The sequence below is a fragment of the Desulfovibrio aminophilus DSM 12254 genome, assembly GCF_000422565.1.
Taxonomy (GTDB): domain Bacteria; phylum Desulfobacterota; class Desulfovibrionia; order Desulfovibrionales; family Desulfovibrionaceae; genus Aminidesulfovibrio; species Aminidesulfovibrio aminophilus.
Window position 1 is genome coordinate 215,651 of the sequence record NZ_AUMA01000006.1, and the last position, 18,307, is coordinate 233,957.

Sequence of the window (18,307 nt, forward strand, 5' to 3'; positions counted from 1 at the left end):
AAGAAATCCCCTATTGCAATGAATTATATGATGATTTTTATTTTGCTCGACGACTCTTTTGTTTGGTCGCGCCGTGGCTTTTGCTCCAGTCGTTCAGGAAAGTTTGCAGGCCGGAATCCGTCAAGGGATGCTTGAGCAGTTCGCGGATCACCGGAAACGGGATCGTGGCCACGTCCGCTCCCATGAGCGCGGCCTGAAGCACGTGCTGCGGATGGCGGATGCTGGCCACCAGAACCTGCGTGGACATGCCGTAGTTGCCGAAGATGGTCAGAATCTGCTCCACCAGGGCCAAACCGTCGTGTCCGATGGCGTCCAGCCGCCCCACGAAGGGACTTACGTAGGTCGCGCCCGCCTTGGCGGCCAGCAACGCCTGGAGCGGTGAAAAGACGAGGGTCACATTGGTTTCGATTCCCATGTCTGTGAGCTGCCGCACCGCAGCCAGTCCCGGCTCGGTGATCGGCACCTTGATGACCACGTTGGGGCCGAGTTTGATCAGTTCTCGGGCCTCACGGACCATCTCCTCGGCGCCGGTTCCGATGACTTCCAGGCTCACCGGGCCGTTCACCTCGCCGCAAATGGCCCGGGCCACGGCTTTCCAGTCGCCCTTCTCCTTGGCCATGAGGCTCGGGTTGGTGGTCACTCCGTCGATGAGGCCGTAGGCCTTGGCCTGCCTGATTTCGTCCAGCTTGGCGGTATCGATGAAGAACTTCATGGTTCATAACTAGCGGAAAAGCGGAAGGAAGAAAAGAAGTGAGAAGCATATTTCCAGACCACCGCGGGGGGCTGGTGATTTTTTCTCGGGTGTTCCATAGGAGAAAGGAACATCGAGGTGAGCCGAATGGAGTTTCTCGATTCCATGCGCGCCCTGCTTCGGCTGCATGCCGAACGCGGCCAGTCGTTTCCCGCGTTTCTCCGGATCGAATCCCGGGCCGTTCCCCCGCCGTGGGCCGCCCTCCTCGTCCATGATCGGAGCATGACCGCCACCCTTGCCGAGCACTACGGTGACGATGTCACAGTGCGGCTTTTGGGCGATGACATCCTCACGCCGGACAAGGCGCTGGATCGGGTGGTGGTGCTGGGATTGGAGAACGCCGCTCGGCCGGTTGCCCTGGCGGGATTACGCATTCATCTGGAGCGGTTCGCGCCGGAACTGCGCGCCGCGTTCATCGAGGCCGAGCGTCCCTTTGGCGGGATTCTGCGCCAAGCGGGCCTGTCGTTTACCTCGGAGCCGCAATATTTCTTGAGCTGCGAGACCAATACCGTCCTGGCCGACGCCCTCGGCGTGTCCGAAGGCGCGGTCCTTTATGGGCGGTTCAGCCGCTTGTTCAATCAGACCCGCGATCTGCTGGCCGAGGTCGTGGAATTGCTCACCCGCCCGTGACAGGTCGCTATTCGGCCTTTTCCTGCCCTGCTTCCAGGCTCTTGATGAATTTGTCCCGGCATTCATAGGAGCAGAAGACGTGCACGGCCTCGCCCTGGCGCACACGGATGTCTCCGTCTTTGCGGACGTAGGCGCCGCATACGGGATCCTTGACCATCTCGCCGGAGGCGGCCAGATTCTCTTCCTGTTTCTTGTCGCGGACCTGCTTCTGCTTGCGGTCGCCGGTGAAGAGCTTCCAGACCACGAACGCGGCCACGGCGAAGATGAGGAACTTGATGAGCATGGGGACTCCTTTGCCGCACGCGGCCTAGTCTTGCCAGATACGGTCGCCGTCCAGGCGGTGGTTCAGGGCGCCCAGGGCCGTTTTCACGGCCACTCCGCCGGGCAGGACGAGGTCCGGGGCGATCTCGCGCAACGGGACGAGCATGAAGGCCCGCGTGAGCAGACGCGGGTGCGGCACGGTCAGGAAGCCCGTGTCCGCCGTCAGGTCGCCGAACAGCAGCAGGTCCAGGTCGATGACCCGGGGGCCGCCGGGAGTCTCCGCGGAGCGGTCCCGGCCCATCTGGGCCTCGATGGCCAGGAGTGTGGACAGCAGCCCTTCCGGAGCCCAAATCTCCGGATCCACGGCCAGCTCCACCACCTGGTTGGCGAACCAGGGCTGATCCTTGAGGCCCTGGGGTTCGGTCCAGTAGATAGCCGACTGTTTTTTGAGTTGGATGTCGGCGCCGTAGTTTTCCAGCCTCGCCAGGGCCTCGTTCAGGTTTTCCTCGGGTTTGCCGAGGTTCGAGCCGAGCCCCAGGTAGGTGGTTACAAGCTGGATATCCGTGACGCAGCCTCCTTGAGTCTGTCGGTGTTCACGGTCAGCGAGATGCGGAAGTACCCTTCTCCGGGCGTACCGAAGCCGTTGCCCGGGGTCAGGACCACGCCGGTCTGACGCAACACCTTGGTGACGAAGTCCTGGGAGGTCTGCCCCTGCGGCACCTTGGCCCAGATGTAGAGCGAGGCCTTGGGGACGCGGCATGAGATGCCGATGTCGGCAAGGCATTTGAGCATCACGTCCCGGCGTTCCTTGTAGACTTCCCGGAATTTGGCGGCGTAAGGTTCCCCGTTTTGCAGAGCGGCGATGCCCGCCTCCTGGATGGCCTGGAACAGGCCGGAATCCACGTTCTCCTTGACCTTGCCCAAGCCCGCCACGAGGCTCGGGTTGCCCACGGCCATGCCGATGCGCCAGCCGGTCATGTTGTAGGTCTTGGACAGGGAGTGGAATTCAATGGCCACGTCCTTGGCTCCAGGGATTTCCAGGATCGACAGCGGCTTGTCCGACGGATCGAAGTAGATTTCCGTGTAGGCCGCGTCATGGACCACGATCACGTTGTATTCGCGGGCGATGGCCACCAGTTTCTCGTAGAAGCTGCGGGGCGCGGAGGCGGCCGTGGGGTTGTTCGGGTAGTTGACGTAGATGAGCTTGGCCCGCTTCCACTCTTCCTCGGACACGGAATCCAGGTCCGGCAGGAAGTCGTTCTCGTCGGTCAGGGGCAGATACTTGACCTCGCCGCCCACGAAGGCGGTGGTCACGGGATAGACCGGGTAGTTCGGGGTGGCGATGAGCGCCAGATCGCCAGGATCGATGAAGGCCAGGGGGAAGTGGGCGATGCCTTCCTTGGAGCCGATGAGGGTCATGACTTCGGTGGCCGGGTCCAGGTCCACGCCGAAGCGGGTCTTGTACCAGTCGGCCACGGCCTGGCGGAAGGCCAGCATGCCGATGTAGGACGGGTACTGATGATGCTCGGGCTTGCGGGCGGCGGCGCAGAGCGCCTCCACGATGAACTCCGGGGTCGGCATGTCGGGGTCGCCGATGCCCAGGCTGATGATGTCCTTGCCCTGGGCGCGGACCTCCTCCTTGGCCTTGTCGATGGCCGCGAAGAGATAGGGAGGAAGGGCCTGAAGCCGCTTGGCCAGCGGAAACGTGCGCATTGGAAACTCCTTGCTGGGCGGAATCGATTGGAGAGTTCCTCCTTAAATGCGCACGGCGTCCCTGTCAATCGCCGGCCGGTTCACTTGTGACCCATCGGACAACCGTGTATCCTGATAATGTCCGCCGTGACCGGCACGCCGGACCACCGCCCCTTTTCCAACGGGACATGAGCATGTGTGATGATTCCATGAGCGCCGGAGAACGCCAGACGCCTCCGCAACATCCGTGGGTGGACCGCTACCTGGAGTTCCTGCTCATCGAGCGCGGCCTTTCCGAGAACAGTCTCACGGGATACGCCGCCGATCTCGCCGCCCTGATCGAATTTCTCCGGGAAAAGGGGCACGGTCCCGAGTCGGCGGACTCCCGGGATATCTTTCTGCACCTGACTCGTCTGCGCGGGCGTGGGTTGGCCAGTCGTTCCCTGGCGCGGCACCTCTCCTCCCTGCGCGGCTTTTTCGCCTTCTGTCTGGATCGCGGTCTGCGCGCGGACGACCCCGCCGAACTGCTGGAAAATCCCAAGCTGCCGAAAGGCCTGCCCAACGTCCTCTCGCGCGAGGAAATGGATAGCCTGCTTTCCGCCCCGGACGCCTCCACTCCCCTCGGCTTCCGCGATCGGGTCATGTTGGAGCTTTTGTACGCCTCTGGGCTGCGCGTTTCGGAACTGGTGGAACTGTCCACCGCGGACTTCGACCCCCAGACCGGCATCTTGCGGGTCTTCGGGAAGGGCTCCAAGGAGCGGGTGGTGCCGGTGCATGAGCGGGCCCAGGCCCTGCTGACGGAATACCTGGAGCGCACCCGTCCCGCGTTCCGGCCCGCCGATCCCCAAGTCTTCCTGAACCGTTCCGGCCGCAAACTCAGCCGTCAGGGCATCTGGAAGCTCATCAAGAAGTACGCCCTGACCGTGGGTATCCGGCGCGAGATCTCACCGCACACCTTTCGCCACTCCTTCGCAACGCATCTGCTGGAGGGCGGCGCTGATTTGCGCATCGTCCAGGCGCTGCTGGGCCACGCCGACATTGCCGCCACCGAGATATACACCCACGTGCAGGCCGAACGCCTGCTTTCCATCCACAGGAAATTCCATCCGCGCTCCGGCGCGTGAGAGGTTGCGCATGCCCCAGGGCCCGGAATCCAAGATAGCGGCGCCGACGGTCATCACCGCCCACGCCAACGCCGACTTCGACGCCTTGGCGGCCATGATCGCTGCCAGCAGGCTCTACCCCGGCGCGGTGCTTATCTTTCCCGGGAGCCAGGAGAAGAACCTGCGCAACTTCTATATCCAAAGCACAACCTATCTCTTCAACTTCAGGAATTTTAAGGAGATCGATCAGGACACCGTGCGGCTTCTGGTGGTCGTGGACACCCGTCAGAAGTCACGTCTCGCTCATGTTGGGCCGCTCCTGGACAATCCGACCGTGGAAATCCACGCCTTCGATCATCACCCGGACTCCGACGAGGACGTGGCCGCCACGCTGAGCATGGTCAAGCCCTGGGGCTCGACCACGGCCATCCTGGTGGCCGAGATGCGCGAACGCGGCATCGTGCCCCTGCCCGAGGAGGCCACGGTCATGGGTTTGGGGCTCTTCGAGGACACGGGCTCCTTCGCCTTCGACTCGACCACGGCCGAGGACTTCGAGGCCGCGGGCTGGCTACGGCGCAACGGTATGGACCTGGGAGTCATCACCGACCTGCTCTCCCGCGACCTGGACTCGGAACAGGTCAAGATTCTGGGCGAACTGCTGGAGACCGCCACGACCCAGGAGATCAACGGCGTGAACGTGGTCATGGCCGAGGCCAGCACCGAGGACTTCGTCGGGGATTTCGCCTTCCTGGCCCATAAATTCATGGATATGGAGAACATCCGGGTGCTTTTCGCCCTGGGCCGCATGGGCGACCGTATTCATCTGGTGGCCCGCTCGCGCCACGCCGAGGTGGACGTGGGCGAGGTTTGCGGCTTCTTCGGCGGCGGGGGGCACTCCTACGCCGCCTCGGCGACCATCAAGAACAAGACCTTGGCCGAGGTCAAGGACGAACTCTTCGCCCGGCTCTACTCCCACGTGAATCCGCAGATGGTGGTGGAGAACCTGATGTCCAAACCGCCGGTGGTCATCGGGCAGAGCCGCCCCATGAAGGACGCGGTGGAGCTGATGACCCGCTTCGGGCTCAAGGGCGTGCCCGTGGTGGAGGACGGCGGCATGCGCTGCGTGGGGCTGCTGGAGCACAAGATCGCGGACAAGGCCATGACCCACAAGCTGGGCGACGTGCAGGTCAGGGAATACATGCTGCGGGATTTCCTGAGCGTGCCGCCGCGTTCGGATCTCCAGGAGGTCATGGAGATCATCCTCGGCAAGCGCCAGCGTCTGGTGCCCGTGGTGGCCGAGGACGCTGAATTGAGGGGGGTCATCACCCGCACGGATCTGGTGAATCTGCTGGTGGAGGAGCCGTCGCGCATCCCGGAGTCGCTTTCGCCGGACCGCAGGCGTGAGCGCAACATCCGCACACTCATGTTCAACCGCTTGCCAGCCGCCGTGTTCGAACTGTTGAAGAAGGCCGGCGAACTGGGGCAAGACATGGGCTGTGAGGTCTTCACCGTGGGCGGGTTCGTGCGCGACATCCTGCTGGCCCGGGTGAACCTGGACATCGACCTGGTGGTCGAGGGCGACGGCATCCGCTTCGCCCGGGAACTGGTCCAGCGCATGGGCGGCCGGGCCAAGACCCATAAGAAATTCAAGACCGCGGTGGTCATCCTGCCGGGTGGAAGGCGCATCGACGTGGCTACCGCGCGCCTGGAGTATTACGAGTATCCTGCGGCCCTGCCCACGGTAGAGCTGTCCTCCATCAAGATGGACCTCTACCGCCGCGATTTCACCATCAACGCCCTGGCCGTGCATCTCAACCCGCAGCACTTCGGCCGGTTGGTGGACTTCTTCGGGGCGCAGCGCGACATCAAGGAGAAGACCATCCGGGTCATCCACTCCCTGAGTTTCGTGGAGGATCCCACGCGCATCCTGCGGGCCGTGCGCTTCGAGCAACGCTTCGGTTTCCGCATCGGCTCCCAGACCTTACGTCTGATCAAGAACGCCCTCCAGCTCAACCTGTTCAGCAGGCTGTCCGGCAACCGGGTTTTCCACGAGCTGCAACTCATCCTGGACGAGGACGCGCCCTTGAACTGCCTCTCGCGGATGCAGGAACTGGGGCTGCTGGAAGCCATTCATCCACAACTGGCCTTGGACCCCACCAAGGCCCGGCTGGTCATGGAGATCGCCAAGGTCCACAATTGGTACAAGCTCCTCTACCAGAAACCCTCGGCCGTGCCCTGGAAACTCTATCTGCTGGGGGTGGCCCAAGGGGTGGACGGAGACCAGGCCGTGGACATCTGCCGCCGCTTGGGGCTGTCACAGCGGGACGAACGCGAGTTTCTGGCCCTGCGCGAGTCCATCGGCGCGGTTCTCGGGCGTCTCATGGCCTGGAAGGAGGAATCCTCGCCCCTGTCCGAACTCTACTTCTGTCTGACCACCTTGCCCCTGGAGGGAGTGCTGTTTCTCATGGCCCGCAGTCGGCGCGAGGAAATCCGCAAGCATATTTCGCAATTCCTGACCAATCCGGCGGCCCAGGCCATCGAGGTCACGGGGCGCGACCTGAAGCGGCTGCGCATTCCCGAGGGGCCGGTCTACGCCCGTATTCTGCGCGCCGTGCGTCAGGCCAAGATCGACGGCCGCGCCGAGGGGCGCAAGGAGCAACTGCAACTGGTTCGGAGCCTGAAGCGGGAATGGGGCATTGAAGAGGATTCCGGGGAAGCGGGACTGCCTGCGGACGCTTGCCCTCCCTCCTCCGGGCGTGTAGGATAAGCATCAGTGGTTTGAGCCCCTTCCGATGAACCGAACGGGCGGGAGGCCCGCCCCGGAGCCGCACCGGCTCCGCATCAACCGAACGGACGGCGTGAATGGAAGTGCTCTGGGCGCCCTGGCGCCTTGATTATATCCTGGGCCCCAAGCCCGACGAATGCGTGTTTTGCATCCCGGACCACCCGGACGAGGACGAACGCCGTCTCGTGCTCTGGCGCGGCCGGACCTGTTTCGTGATCATGAACAAATTCCCTTACAACAACGGCCACCTCATGGTCACGCCCTACCGCCACGTGTCCTGCCTCACGGACTTGACCGAAGAGGAGGCCCAGGAATGCATGGCGGCCATGCGCCGCTCCGTGGCCGTGCTGAAGACCGCCTTCCGGCCCCACGGCATCAACGCCGGGTTCAACCTCGGCGAGGCCGCCGGGGCGGGCATCGCCGCTCATCTCCATTTTCAGATCGTGCCCCGCTGGAACGGGGACGCCTCCTTCATGGCCGTGTTCGGCGAAACCAACGTCATTCCCGAGCACCTGCTCTCCACCTACCGCCGCCTCAAACCGCTGTTCGACGCGGCGGACTGACAAGGAGAAACCCATGCGCTACGTGAAGGTTCTGCTGCTCGTGCTCTTCTTCGCCGCGTCCATGCTCTTCTTCGTCCAGAACAAGGACACCGTGACCCAGAGCTTCGTGCTCGTCCTCTCCGTGCCCCTGCTCTTCGATCTGCGTTCCATTCCGCTGCCCTTCTACCTCATCGTTCTGGCCTCCTTCCTGGTCGGCGGACTGGTCTGCATCGGCTATTTCCTCTCCGAGCGTTTTCGTCTGGCGGGCCAGGTCAAGGAACTGCGCACCAAGGCCTCCAATCTGGAGCGGGAGCTGAACCAATTGCGCAATCTGCCTCTGGAGAACCAACCCTATCAGACCCCGGCCGACGAGCCGGAGGCCTAGGGGCGTCGGCTTGTCCTTGCTCGACTTTCTGCGCCGCGGGAAAAATTCCACGCGGTTCGAGTTCACGCCTGGCCCGGGCGAGGGCGAAACCCTGCCGGTGCAGGACACCCGCGCGGCTATCGACGAACTCTCCCAGGTGGTGCGCAACAACCCGGAGGCGGTGGAGATATACCTCGCCCTGGGCAGCCTCTACCGTTCCCAAGGGGAGATTGAGCGGGCCATCCAGATCCGCAACAACCTCATCGTGCGTCAAGGCCTGGATTCGAAGTTCCGGGCCCGGGCCTGGTTCGAACTGGGCCGGGACTTCCGGCGCGGCGGATTCCTGGACCGCGCGGCGCATGCCTTCGATCAGGCCCGAAACCTCATGGGGGACCGTCCGGCCATTCTTCTGGAACAGGCCCTGCTGGCCGCCGACGGAGGCGAGTTCGAACGCGCCGCCGATCTCTACGGCCGCCTGGGCCGTCCCCTGCCCCAGGCCCACTACCTTGTGCGCCGGGCCCAGGAATTGACCGAAAGCGGGGATGCGCCCCAAGCGGGCAGCTTCCTGCGCAAGGCGGTGAAGGTCTACCCCGCTTCGGTGGAAGCCTGGGCCGAGCATCTCGCCATGGCCTACCGCGATGGTTCGGCCTCCCAGCTCAAGACCTCCTTGCGGGACGCCCTGGCCAAGGCGGACCCGGCCATGCGCTTCGTCTTTCTGGAGGGCTTGATCGAATCAGCCGCCGGAGCCCGTCGTGACGGGGGCGAGGCCGCGCCCATGTCCAACAGTGACCTGCTCCAAGCCGTGGTCCCGACCCTGGCCGAGCAGGAACCGGACGTGCTTCTCTACTTCTACGGAGCGCGTTTGCTGCTGCAATGCGGACAGCGTCTGGAGGCCCGCTCCTGGCTGGAGAAGACGCTCGTGCTGCGGCCGGACTTCTGGCTGGCCCGCCTGGAAGTCTTCCGACTGACCAAGGACGAGCAGAGCTTCACACCTTTTTTCAAGGAACAGCTGGAGTTCTTCATGGACAAGGCGCGGCGGCTGCGCCGCTTCGTCTGCCGCAGCTGCGGACTCAAGCGCGACGCCGTGTTCTATCTCTGCCCGCGTTGCCGCAGCTGGCACTCCATCGCCTTCCGCTACGACTTCAGCCAATAAGGAGCCCAGGCTCGCCGTGACCGCGCCCCGGCTCACCCCCATGTTCGAACAGTACCTCCGCATCAAGGAGGAGTATCCGGACGCCCTGCTTTTCTACCGTATGGGCGACTTCTACGAGCTGTTCTTCGACGACGCCGAAGTGGCCTCCCGTGAACTGTCCATCACTCTGACCTCGCGCAACCCCAACGCCGAGGCCAAGGTGCCTATGTGCGGGGTGCCGCACCACGCGGCCGAGGGCTATCTGGCCCAGCTCCTGGACAAGGGCTACCGCGTGGCCATCTGCGACCAGGTGGAGGACCCCAAGCAGGCCAAGGGGCTGGTGCGCCGCGAGGTGACCCGGGTGCTCACCCCCGGCACGGTCATCGAGGACGCCAACCTTCCCGCCCGGGACAGCAACTATCTGGCCGCGCTCTATTGGGACGAGGTCCACGGCGCTGGCGGCGCGGCCTGGGCGGATGTCTCCACCGGACACTGGAGCGGCCTTTCCTCCACCCGCGAACCGGAACTCTGGCAATGGCTGGTCAAGATCGGCGCGCGCGAGTTGCTTCTGCCCCAGGGGCGCCGGGTTCCCACGGCCTTCGCGGACATGGGGGCCCAGGTCACGCCTCTGCCCGAGCGCGGGGCCTTCGACCTGGACGCGGCCCGACGCAACCTGCTGGAGGCCCAGGGAGTGGCCGACCTGGACGCCCTGGGGCTCTCCGGCAAGCCGGAGCTGACCCGCGCCTGTGGAGCGCTGCTTTTCTACCTGCGCCAGACCCAGAAGCAGGACGTCTCCCACCTGGAGGACTTCCGCCCCCTGGACCTCTCGCACCATCTCATCCTGGACGAGGTCACGGAACGCAACCTGGAGATATTCCGCCGTCTGGACGGCCGTTCCGGGTCCGGCACCCTGGTGCATGTTCTGGATCGCACGGTCACGCCCCTGGGAGCCCGCCTCTTGGCCGGGCGCCTGCGCGAACCTTGGCGTGATCCGACGGGCATCGGCCGCTGCCTGGATTGCGTGGAGTTTTTCTTTGGCCGGGACGCCGCACGCGCGGAATTGCGCCGGGCCCTGGACGAGGTGCACGACCTGGAGCGCCTGTCCACCCGCGTCCAGCTCGGCCGGGCCACGCCCCGGGACTTCGCGGCCCTGCGTCAGAGCCTCCTGGCCCTGCCCCGGGTGCGCCAGCCCCTGGCCGCCGAGACCGGGGAAACCCCCGCCGAGTTACGCGGATTGCTGCAGTCCTGGGACGACATGAGCGATCTGGCCGCGCACCTGGACGTCGCACTGGTGGACAACCCGCCCCTGGCGTCGAGTGAGGGCGGGCTGTTCAAGATCGGCTTCAATCCCGAGTTGGACGACCTCATCCAGCTCACCGAGCACGGCGAGGCCCGGGTCCGGGAACTGTTCGAGCAGGAACGCACGGCCTCGGGCATCCCCAAGCTCAAGCTCGGCTTCAACAAGGTCTTCGGCTATTATTTCGAGGTCTCCAAGGCCCACCAGGGCGCGGTGCCGGAGTCCTTCATCCGTCGCCAGACCCTGGTCAACTGCGAGCGCTATGTGACGCCCCGCCTCAAGGAACTGGAAGATCGTCTTCTCTCGGCATCCGAAGAACGCAAGGCATTGGAGTACAAATTATTCCTTGAGCTGCGGGAAACCCTGGCCCAGGCCCGGACGCGCTTCGTCTTCATGGCCGGAGCTCTGGCCGGGCTGGACTATTGGCAGGGCCTGGCCGAGGCCGCGCGGCTCAACGCCTGGACCCGGCCGGAAATCCACGACGGACTGGAGATCGAGATCGAGGGCGGACGCCACCCCGTGGTCGAGGCGGCCCAGGGCGCGGCCAACTACGTGCCCAACGACGTGCGCCTGGACGAATCCCGGCGCATCCTGCTCATCACCGGCCCGAACATGGCGGGCAAGTCCACGGTGCTGCGCCAGACGGCCGTGATCACCCTCATGGCCCAGATCGGCTCCTTCGTCCCCGCCGCCCGGGCGCGCATCGGCGTGGCCGACCGCATCTTCTCCCGGGTGGGGGCCTCGGACAACCTGGCCCAGGGACAGAGCACGTTCATGGTCGAGATGATGGAGACCGCGCGCATCCTGCGCCAGGCCACACGACGCAGCCTAGTCATCCTGGACGAGATCGGCCGGGGTACGAGCACGTTCGACGGCCTGGCCCTGGCCTGGGCCGTGGCCGAGGATCTGGCCAGGCGGGCGGGCGGCGTGCGCACCCTCTTCGCCACCCATTATCACGAGTTGACCTCGTTGGAGGGCAAACTGCCTGGGTTGCGCAACCTGAACATCGCGGTGCGCGAATGGAAGGGCGAGATCGTCTTTCTGCGCCGCCTGGTGCCCGGCCCGGCGGACAAGAGTTATGGCATCGAGGTCGCCCGGCTGGCCGGGGTGCCTCGACCGGTGGTGGAAAGGGCGCGGGAAATTCTTGCGAACCTCGAGGAAAAATCGCAAGATGCCCGGACGCGGGGAACGCTCCTTTCCCGTCAGTCCAGCCTGCCCGGCCTGGACCGGGAAGTGGTCCCAGGGCCGGGGGAGGAATCGCCGCTGGCCAAGGCCCTGCGCGACCTGGACGTGGACGGCCTGACGCCCATCCAGGCCCTGACCCTGCTCCATCAATGGAAACAGACGTTCAAGGACGGCCGATGACCCGACGCCACGCTGTCCTCCTTTTCTGCCTCTTCGCGCTCTCCCTCCTGTCCGCCTGCGGCAAGAAGGAGTGGCCCGAACCCGTGCTTTCCGAGGACCGTTTCACCTTCAAGGCCATCCGGGCCGAACGCAAGGGCGGCTGCCTCGTGGTCGAGGTGCGCGTGTTGGGCGCGGTGGACAACCTCTCCTCGCTCAGTGTGCAGCTCCTGGAAGTAGGCGACGGTCAGGACGTGGGGTGCCCGGGCTGTCCCTTCAAGCCCACCCGGGCCGACACTTACGTCCCCGGGCAGGCGGGCCTGACCCGCATCGGCTCGGCTCTCCGCGTGTCGGTCTGCGATTTGAATCCCGACGGAATCTACCTCTGGCGCGTCATGGCCCAGAATCAGTTCCCGGAGCTGGGGCCTGTGTTTTCCGAACTCTTCTCCTCCTGGCCCAAGTAACACACCACATCCTCCAAGGAGCCGTTCATATGCACCATTTCGAGATGCGCGACGGAGAACTCTTCGCCGAGGAGGTCCAGGTCGCGGACTTGGCCGCGGCGCACGGCACTCCGCTCTACGTCTATTCGGCGGCCACCATCCGCCGCCACTTCGACGCCTTCGATTCGGCCTTCTCCGGTCTGGATCACCTGACCTGCTACTCGGTCAAGGCCAACTCCAACGTGAACGTCCTGCGGCTCATGGGCGAACAGGGAGCGGGCATGGACATCGTCTCCGGGGGCGAGCTGCATCGGGCGCTCACGGCCGGGATTCCCTCCGGGCGCATCGTCTATTCCGGCGTGGGCAAACGTGCCGAGGAGATCCGCGCGGCGCTTGAGGCGGACATCCTCATGTTCAACGTGGAGTCCCTGGCCGAGCTGGCGCGTATCAACGACATCGCCGGGGATATGGGCAGGAAGGCCCGGATCAGCTTCCGCATCAACCCGGACGTGGACCCCAAGACCCATCCCTACATCTCCACGGGCATGAAGAAGAACAAGTTCGGCCTGGACATCGAAAAATCCCTGGAGGCCTATCAGCTGGCCCGGGATCTGCCGGCCATCGAACCCGTGGGCATCGACTGCCACATCGGCTCGCAGCTCACGAGCATCAATCCCTTCCTGGAAGCCCTGGACAAGATCCTGGCCTTCAAGGCCCGTCTTGACGACATGGGTCTGGGCATCCGCCATCTGGACCTGGGCGGAGGCCTGGGCATCACCTACAACGAGGAAGAGCCGCCGCACCCGCGCGAGTTCGGCGAGGCGCTCACCTCCAGGCTCAAGGACATGGATCTGAAGGTGATCTTGGAGCCCGGGCGGGTCATCGTGGGCAACGCGGGCATCCTCGTGACCCAGGTGGTCTACCTCAAGGAGACCCCGAGCAAGCGCTTCGTCATCGTGGACGCGGCCATGAACGACCTCATCCGCCCCTCGCTCTACAACTCCTATCATCGCATCGGCGAGGTCGCGGCCCACGACCGGCCGAAAGCCAAGGTGGACGTGGTCGGCCCCATCTGCGAGTCCGGCGACTTCCTGGCCCGCGACCGCGAACTGCCTGGTCTGGAACAGGGCGAATACCTGGCTGTTTACTCCGCCGGCGCCTACGGCTTCGCCATGTCCTCCAACTACAACTCCCGTCCGCGCGCCGCCGAGATCCTGGTGGACGGTTCCACGGCCCGGGTGATCCGCCGCCGCGAGAGCTACGACGACCTGGTGGCCCTGGAAAAGTGAGGCGGGGCGCATGGCCCGACTCAATTCCTTTCATCTCCCTCCGGAATCCTGGCCCACGCCGGGCTCCGGACTGCCATATCTTCTGGAGGGAGCCGAGGCCCGTCATCTGCTGAAGGTCCTGCGCACGCCACCGGGGGAACGGGTGCGTCTGTTTGACGGTCGCGGCCGGGACGGCCTCTTCGTGCTGGAGCGTGTGGAGGGCGGCCGTGCGGTGCTGGCCCCCGAATCCCTGACCGAACGGCCGGAACCCGCGGACCAGCTGGTCCTGGCTCTGGGTTGGAACAAGTCCGGCCGCCGGGACTGGCTGTTGGAAAAAGCCGTGGAGTTACGGGCCCTGGGGCTGGCCTTCTGGCGGGCCGCCCGCAGCCAGGGCGATCCCCCGGCCGCCCCGAAGGAAACCTGGACCGAGAAGATGATCCAGGCGGCCAAGCAGTGCGGCAATTCCCGGCTGCCGGAGGTGCATGTGCTCACCGGAGGCGTTCCGGGGCTCATCGAGTTTGCGCGGACCTTTGAGCGGTGCTATCTGTTCTGGGAGAACGCCGAAGCCTCGCTCATCCCCCGGCCCGAGGATCTCGGGCGTGGGCGTGTGCTGGCCGTGCTGGGCCCCGAGGGAGGCCTGGAGCCCGAGGAGGCCGCCCGCCTTCTGGAGGCCGGATTCAAGCCAGCCAGCTTGGGCGACAGCATCCTGCGCTGGGAAACCGCCGCCCTGCTCTGCATGGGCTTGGCCCACCTGGGGCGCCGGAACGAGCCATGAAGATCGAGATCGCCGAGAAACAACCCCTGGCCGACCGCATCCGGCCCAAGAAGCTGGAAGACTTCGCCGGCCAGGATCATCTGCGCGAACGGTTGAACGCCTTTCTTGAGGCCAAGCGCCTGCCGAGTCTGCTGTTCTTCGGCCCTCCCGGCTGCGGCAAGTCCACCCTCGCCTTGCTCCTGGCCCGGGCCAAGGGCCTGCCATACCTGCGCGTGAGCGCGCCCGAGGCCGGACTGACCGCCCTGCGCAAGCAGCTCTCGGGCATCGAGATACTCATTCTGGATGAACTGCACCGCTTTTCCAAGGCCCAGCAGGACTTCTTTCTGCCCCTGCTGGAGACCGGCGAGATCGTGCTCCTGGCCACCACCACGGAGAACCCCTCTTTCAGCGTGACTCGCCAACTCCTGTCGCGGCTGCACGTACTGCGCTGCCGAGCGCTGACCCGGCAGGAGCTGGCGCGCATCGCCCGGCGCGGGGCCGAGGTGCTGGAAACCGAGATCGTCGACGAGAGCCTGGATATCCTCGCCTCGCTCTCCGGCGGCGACGGCCGAACTTTGCTCAACCTCCTGGAATATACGTCGGGCCTGCCGCCGGAGCGCCGCAGCCCGGAAAGCCTGAAACAGTCCCTGCCCGAGGTGGTCATCCGGGGCGACCGCGACGGCGACTCGCACTACGAATTGGCTTCGGCCATGATCAAGTCCATCCGTGGCAGCGACCCGGACGCGGCCCTCTACTACCTGGCCTGCCTGCTGGAGTCCGGCGAAGACCCCCGTTTCGTCTGCCGTCGGCTTGTGCTCTCGGCCTCCGAGGACGTGGGCCTGGCCGACCCGCAGGCCCTGCAACTGGCTGTGGCCTGCCAGCAGGCCGTGGAGTTCGTGGGTATGCCCGAAGGCTTCATCCCGCTGGCCGAAACGGCGGTGTATCTGGCCCTGGCGCCGAAGAGCAACGCCTCCTACTCGGGCTATCTCAACGCCCAGAAGGAGATCCGCACCAACGGCATGAAGCCCGTGCCCCTGCATCTGCGCAACGCCTCCACCAGCATGCAGAAGGAATGGGGCTACGGCCGAGGATACAAGTATCCGCACTCCTTCCCTGGAGCCTGGACGGAGCAGGACTACCTGCCCTCCGAACTCAAGGGCAGGACGTTCTATTTCGCCAAGGACGAGGGCCAGGAGCCGCGGCTTTTGGCCTGGCTCAAGCGTCGCCGCAAGGTGGGAGAGTGATTTCGGCGGGATATTCCGCCCCAACCATTGCCGATTCGGAGGTTCGTATGCGGAAAGTGTTCTTCATGTCCCTGCTCTTGGGTCTTCTCGTCTGCGCCGGTATGGCCCATGCCGGGAGCATCCCCAACCTTGTGGGCGTCTGGAAGACGGCCCCCAGCGCCGAACCGTTCCAGAAGGACGGCCAGCAGGCCGGTGACCGTTCGGCCGACTTCTACCGAGGCGTGGAGGCCACGCTGACCATCACCAAGCAGGAGGGCGCGCTGTTCTATGGCGAGCGCGCCACCCCTCAGACCAACGACGCCCTGGCCGGGGTCATCGATCCCGACGGCAAGACCATCTACATGGTGGACGACAAGGGCATCTACATCTGCACCCTGATGACCGATACCGAAGCGGGCAAGAAGGTGAAGAAAAAGAAGACAGATGATGACAAGCCCGAGCCGCTGAATAACCTCCTGGTGCGCTACCTGAGCGCGGGCAAGGCCCAGAAGGTCGTGGGCATCATGCTCTTCAGCAAGACCGTAAAATAGTTCGACGCTCTTGAAAGCCGACGGGGGGCGCGGTTTTTTTCCGAGCGTTCCCGTCGTGAGGCAGATGAAAAAGGCCGGGCTCGCCCCGGCCTTTTTCATCTGCGGAATGATCCCCATCCATTCCTCCCATTGCGCCAGACCTCGTTTGCGTATACTCCAGCGGGTACTCTCACCCTGGGGAACGCGCGCATCGGGGGGATCATGAAGAAGACCACTGTCGTCTATTGCGACGACCAGAAGCGGTTCATCGACGAATTCACGGCGCGGCACGGCCAGCGCTATGACATCATTCCCGTCGACGATTCCTGCCAGTTGCTCGGAACCCTCTCCGACATGAAACGGTTGCCGGACATCGTCCTGCTGGACCTCTACCATCCGCGCGAGGACGTATCCGACTACGAAGAGCGGCGGCTCGCCGCCGAGGTCGAACTGGAAAAGCTCGACCAGCAGGTGGACAAGACCAGGGAGGCCGTGCTGAAAGCCTGGGAACCCCGCGGCCTCGACATCCTGAAGCAGTTGCGTGGAAAATACGCCTCGGACGAGCTGCCCATCGTGATGTATACGCAGCGGGGCCTCGTCCTGCTCAGCGACGACCAGTTCCGGCTGGTGGAGGAAAACTCCGGGCACTGGCTCCTCAAGAAGGCCCTGAGCGCCCACACGGAAGAGATCCGTATTGAGCGCATCATCTCACAGGAAAAAGGCGGTGCGCCCGGCAAGAAGCTCTGCAAGTCCCGTGAACTGCGCGACCTGCTCGTCGCGGTGGCCGCCGGCGTGGTGGTCCTGATCCTCTCCCGCCTGCTGAGCTAGCCGCCAGCGCGGGAGCCCGGCTGCTACCGGCGCTCCACATAGAGCTTCCGCCACTCGTCCAGGAAGAGCACCGCCGCGTCCAGGTCCGAGAGCGCGCCCTGTTGTTGCCGCACGGCCCAGACGAGGTCGTCGAAGGACACGTCGGCGGGCAGGCCGAGCCGCTCCAGGAGCGCGGCCACCTCGGCGCGCAGGTGCTCGGGCAGCCCGGCGTCCAGGGCCGCCGCCCTGCTCCGCTCCCGGGGCCAGCCGGGAAGGCGTTCGGCCGCGAAGTCGAGGAGCGCGTCCATGCGGCGGTCATAGGTGTGCTCGGCCAGGACTCGGGCGCGGCCGCGTCGGGAGAAGGCCTCGCGTTCCTCTGGGTTCTTGATGAAATAGTCTATTTTTTCAGGAAGTTCCGCCATCGTGGTGAAGGTCGCCAACTCGTCCTGGGCGAAGGCCCCGGACATGAGGCCGCGCAGGTCGACCAGTTGGAAGGCCCCGCAGGCCGCGATCTCGAACGTCCTGGGGTTGATGAAGTCCCCGCAGGTGACGAGATGCTCGGCCTGGATGCTCGAGTGAAGGTTGAGGTTCACGGCGGTGGCGTTGAAGATTTTCACGCAGTCCTCGGAGGAGACGCGCGCCCCGTTCCGCTGCACATAGGGTTTGAGCACCGGGTCGCCCTCCCATTCCGTGCCCCAAATCTTGAACCCTTCGCGCAAGAGCTTGCGGAAGGCCAGGCGGCGGTTGGGATAGCCTGCGCCCATGAAGGCGAGGTCCGCGTCGTATTCCTTGCGCTCGGCCGGAGTCAGCTCCAGGGGCCGGTGGAATTCCGGGTCCGCGGCCAGGGGCAGGTACAAGGCGTTGGGCTGGCCGATACCCTGCAACTGCTCGAAAAAAGGCTCCTTCTGGATCACGGCGAAGAGGTCGTAGTGCGGGGCGAAGGCCTGCCAGTAGGTGAACAGGCGGAAGTCCTCCACGAACCACATGGCCGTGGCCACCTTGTCCCGGCGCAGGCGCTTGAGGGCCTGGATGCTCAGCGGGGCCTGGGCCAGGGCCAGGACCAGGTCCGGCTCGAAGGTCTCCACTTTGGCCAGCACGGCCTGGGAGACCACCTGGAGGAAGCTGTTTTCCAGGTATTGCAGTCGGTCCGAGGTCACGCGCAGGCCTTCCAGGGCCTTGTAGGCGGAATGGAAATCCGGGGACTCCAGCACCTCGACCGTGTGGCCGAGACGACGCAGGGCCCGGGCGCAGAAGCGTCCCACTGGCAACGAGCCGCCGTACATGGGGAGTACCACGAGAACGCGCAGATGCTTGTCCATGTCCCGTCCTTGCTTGTTCGACCAGGAGCGGCGCTTCCGCGTCCCTCCCCCGCCTCCAAAGGCGG

At 64.9% G+C, this 18,307-nt stretch carries 18 protein-coding genes; 13 read left to right on the forward strand and 5 right to left on the reverse strand.

Features of this window, described 5'->3' with window-relative positions; all coding sequences use genetic code 11:
• Positions 1-37: 37 nt before the first annotated feature.
• A complete protein-coding gene (fsa, locus tag H587_RS0103045) occupies positions 38-712 on the reverse strand; it encodes a fructose-6-phosphate aldolase (RefSeq protein WP_027175007.1) in 675 nt (224 codons plus the stop codon).
• A 126-nt stretch (positions 713-838) separates the two neighbouring features.
• Here fsa and H587_RS0103050 point away from each other — a divergent pair, with 126 nt between their 5' ends.
• Positions 839-1,381, forward strand: a complete 543-nt coding sequence (locus H587_RS0103050) for a hypothetical protein (RefSeq protein WP_027175008.1) — start codon at positions 839-841, stop codon at positions 1,379-1,381.
• Between the two features lie 7 nt (positions 1,382-1,388).
• Here the strand turns inward: H587_RS0103050 and H587_RS0103055 are convergent, their stop codons facing one another.
• The 3 genes from H587_RS0103055 to H587_RS0103065 are packed head-to-tail and all read right to left on the reverse strand — an operon-like array spanning position 1,389 to position 3,355.
• Complete coding sequence (locus tag H587_RS0103055) at positions 1,389-1,664, reverse strand: transcriptional regulator (RefSeq protein WP_027175009.1); 276 nt, start codon at positions 1,662-1,664, stop codon at positions 1,389-1,391.
• 24 nt (positions 1,665-1,688) lie between these two features.
• On the reverse strand, positions 1,689-2,201 hold the full coding sequence (gene folK / locus H587_RS0103060) for a 2-amino-4-hydroxy-6-hydroxymethyldihydropteridine diphosphokinase (protein ID WP_324350541.1): 513 nt from the start codon (positions 2,199-2,201) through the stop codon (positions 1,689-1,691).
• The gene (locus H587_RS0103065; RefSeq protein WP_027175011.1) at positions 2,189-3,355 is read right to left on the reverse strand and encodes an LL-diaminopimelate aminotransferase; all 1,167 of its coding nucleotides are present in this window, start codon (positions 3,353-3,355) and stop codon (positions 2,189-2,191) included. The genes folK and H587_RS0103065 overlap by 13 nt, the downstream gene beginning before the upstream one ends.
• 173 nt (positions 3,356-3,528) lie before the next feature.
• On the opposite strand from H587_RS0103065, the gene xerD reads away from it, so the two are divergent.
• From xerD to H587_RS0103125, 12 genes are all read left to right on the forward strand, one after another.
• The gene (gene xerD, locus H587_RS0103070; protein WP_245560812.1) at positions 3,529-4,458 is read left to right on the forward strand and encodes a site-specific tyrosine recombinase XerD; all 930 of its coding nucleotides are present in this window, start codon (positions 3,529-3,531) and stop codon (positions 4,456-4,458) included.
• A gap of 10 nt (positions 4,459-4,468) precedes the next feature.
• Complete coding sequence (locus tag H587_RS17050) at positions 4,469-7,204, forward strand: CBS domain-containing protein (RefSeq protein WP_051202411.1); 2,736 nt, start codon at positions 4,469-4,471, stop codon at positions 7,202-7,204.
• Between the two features lie 95 nt (positions 7,205-7,299).
• Positions 7,300-7,785 carry an HIT family protein gene (locus H587_RS0103080; RefSeq protein WP_027175013.1) on the forward strand — a complete coding sequence of 162 codons (486 nt, stop codon included), beginning with the start codon at positions 7,300-7,302 and terminating at the stop codon, positions 7,783-7,785.
• A 13-nt stretch (positions 7,786-7,798) separates the two neighbouring features.
• Entirely contained in the window at positions 7,799-8,149 is a 351-nt protein-coding gene (locus tag H587_RS0103085; RefSeq protein ID WP_027175014.1) for a LapA family protein, read from the forward strand.
• Between the two features lie 10 nt (positions 8,150-8,159).
• Entirely contained in the window at positions 8,160-9,281 is a 1,122-nt protein-coding gene (locus H587_RS0103090) for a tetratricopeptide repeat protein (RefSeq protein WP_027175015.1), read from the forward strand.
• A gap of 40 nt (positions 9,282-9,321) precedes the next feature.
• Complete coding sequence (gene mutS / locus H587_RS0103095; protein WP_027175016.1) at positions 9,322-11,922, forward strand: DNA mismatch repair protein MutS; 2,601 nt, start codon at positions 9,322-9,324, stop codon at positions 11,920-11,922.
• Positions 11,919-12,362, forward strand: coding sequence for a hypothetical protein (locus H587_RS0103100; RefSeq protein ID WP_027175017.1), 444 nt, complete (start codon positions 11,919-11,921; stop codon positions 12,360-12,362). The genes mutS and H587_RS0103100 overlap by 4 nt, the downstream gene beginning before the upstream one ends.
• A 29-nt stretch (positions 12,363-12,391) precedes the next feature.
• Positions 12,392-13,630, forward strand: coding sequence for a diaminopimelate decarboxylase (lysA, locus tag H587_RS0103105; protein ID WP_027175018.1), 1,239 nt, complete (start codon positions 12,392-12,394; stop codon positions 13,628-13,630).
• 10 nt (positions 13,631-13,640) lie between these two features.
• Positions 13,641-14,384, forward strand: a complete 744-nt coding sequence (locus H587_RS0103110) for an RsmE family RNA methyltransferase (RefSeq protein WP_027175019.1) — start codon at positions 13,641-13,643, stop codon at positions 14,382-14,384.
• Complete coding sequence (locus H587_RS0103115; protein WP_027175020.1) at positions 14,381-15,607, forward strand: replication-associated recombination protein A; 1,227 nt, start codon at positions 14,381-14,383, stop codon at positions 15,605-15,607. The genes H587_RS0103110 and H587_RS0103115 overlap by 4 nt, the downstream gene beginning before the upstream one ends.
• 47 nt (positions 15,608-15,654) lie before the next feature.
• Positions 15,655-16,137, forward strand: coding sequence for a hypothetical protein (locus tag H587_RS0103120; RefSeq protein ID WP_027175021.1), 483 nt, complete (start codon positions 15,655-15,657; stop codon positions 16,135-16,137).
• 201 nt (positions 16,138-16,338) lie between these two features.
• Positions 16,339-16,944: a hypothetical protein gene (locus H587_RS0103125; RefSeq protein ID WP_027175022.1), complete on the forward strand. Its 606-nt coding sequence runs from the start codon at positions 16,339-16,341 to the stop codon at positions 16,942-16,944.
• A 23-nt stretch (positions 16,945-16,967) separates the two neighbouring features.
• On the opposite strand, the gene H587_RS0103130 is transcribed toward H587_RS0103125, so the two are convergent.
• Positions 16,968-18,242: a CgeB family protein gene (locus H587_RS0103130; protein ID WP_027175023.1), complete on the reverse strand. Its 1,275-nt coding sequence runs from the start codon at positions 18,240-18,242 to the stop codon at positions 16,968-16,970.
• Positions 18,243-18,307 lie beyond the last annotated feature (65 nt).

Bases quoted from the DNA above. Each gene is read 5' to 3' on its own strand.
- H587_RS0103050 (WP_027175008.1), top strand. From the start codon at position 839: ATGGAGTTTCTCGATTCCATGCGCGCCCTGCTTCGGCTGCATGCCGAA.
- H587_RS0103065 (WP_027175011.1), bottom strand. From the start codon at position 3,355: ATGCGCACGTTTCCGCTGGCCAAGCGGCTTCAGGCCCTTCCTCCCTAT.
- H587_RS0103110 (WP_027175019.1), top strand. From the start codon at position 13,641: ATGGCCCGACTCAATTCCTTTCATCTCCCTCCGGAATCCTGGCCCACG.
- H587_RS17050 (WP_051202411.1), top strand. From the start codon at position 4,469: ATGCCCCAGGGCCCGGAATCCAAGATAGCGGCGCCGACGGTCATCACC.
- H587_RS0103055 (WP_027175009.1), bottom strand. From the start codon at position 1,664: ATGCTCATCAAGTTCCTCATCTTCGCCGTGGCCGCGTTCGTGGTCTGG.
- fsa (WP_027175007.1), bottom strand. From the start codon at position 712: ATGAAGTTCTTCATCGATACCGCCAAGCTGGACGAAATCAGGCAGGCC.
- H587_RS0103120 (WP_027175021.1), top strand. From the start codon at position 15,655: ATGCGGAAAGTGTTCTTCATGTCCCTGCTCTTGGGTCTTCTCGTCTGC.
- H587_RS0103085 (WP_027175014.1), top strand. From the start codon at position 7,799: ATGCGCTACGTGAAGGTTCTGCTGCTCGTGCTCTTCTTCGCCGCGTCC.
- mutS (WP_027175016.1), top strand. From the start codon at position 9,322: ATGTTCGAACAGTACCTCCGCATCAAGGAGGAGTATCCGGACGCCCTG.
- lysA (WP_027175018.1), top strand. From the start codon at position 12,392: ATGCACCATTTCGAGATGCGCGACGGAGAACTCTTCGCCGAGGAGGTC.
- H587_RS0103080 (WP_027175013.1), top strand. From the start codon at position 7,300: ATGGAAGTGCTCTGGGCGCCCTGGCGCCTTGATTATATCCTGGGCCCC.
- xerD (WP_245560812.1), top strand. From the start codon at position 3,529: ATGTGTGATGATTCCATGAGCGCCGGAGAACGCCAGACGCCTCCGCAA.
- H587_RS0103130 (WP_027175023.1), bottom strand. From the start codon at position 18,242: ATGGACAAGCATCTGCGCGTTCTCGTGGTACTCCCCATGTACGGCGGC.
- H587_RS0103115 (WP_027175020.1), top strand. From the start codon at position 14,381: ATGAAGATCGAGATCGCCGAGAAACAACCCCTGGCCGACCGCATCCGG.
- H587_RS0103125 (WP_027175022.1), top strand. From the start codon at position 16,339: ATGAAGAAGACCACTGTCGTCTATTGCGACGACCAGAAGCGGTTCATC.
- H587_RS0103100 (WP_027175017.1), top strand. From the start codon at position 11,919: ATGACCCGACGCCACGCTGTCCTCCTTTTCTGCCTCTTCGCGCTCTCC.